1 protein-coding gene is annotated in these 434 nt (G+C 25.3%); it reads right to left on the reverse strand.

Annotated features, from left to right (window positions below):
- Positions 1-366: plasmid recombination protein (locus KA856_RS13725; protein WP_210138779.1), on the reverse strand; the 366-nt coding region annotated here is incomplete at its 3' end.
- Positions 367-434: the final 68 nt, after the last annotated feature.

Here is a 434-nt window from a genome sequence, read left to right on the forward strand (position 1 = left end):
ATATAATAAATTATCTTTACCGTATTCTTGTTCTAAAAACTCTTTAGCATATTCAAAAAACTGCTTTGTATCTTCTGGCGTTTGATTATCAAAGAAATCATTGTCTGATGTAATTAAACCATCAATGTGTTTAATCGCGTCTGTTCTAATTTTTCGTTTACCTGTATAATTCTGTTCAATTTTTTCATCAATCAAGTTATTAAAATTCTGTTTATTAGCATTTACCAAATCATAATTTAAGTAAGTTTTACTATGGTCTATATCTTCATTTTCATAATTATTATTTTCTCTTTGAACATGTTTTTGTATGCCTGTTGTATTTGTTCCTGTTTTAACTTTTGAAACTCTAATAATTGAATACGACATATATAATTCACTCCTCAACAATAAGGTTAGTTAAGTAATTTAATACTTTAAGTCTAACATACTAGACT

Source organism: Staphylococcus sp. GDB9P120P (assembly GCF_017893435.1).
GTDB classification, from domain to species: domain Bacteria; phylum Bacillota; class Bacilli; order Staphylococcales; family Staphylococcaceae; genus Staphylococcus; species Staphylococcus cohnii.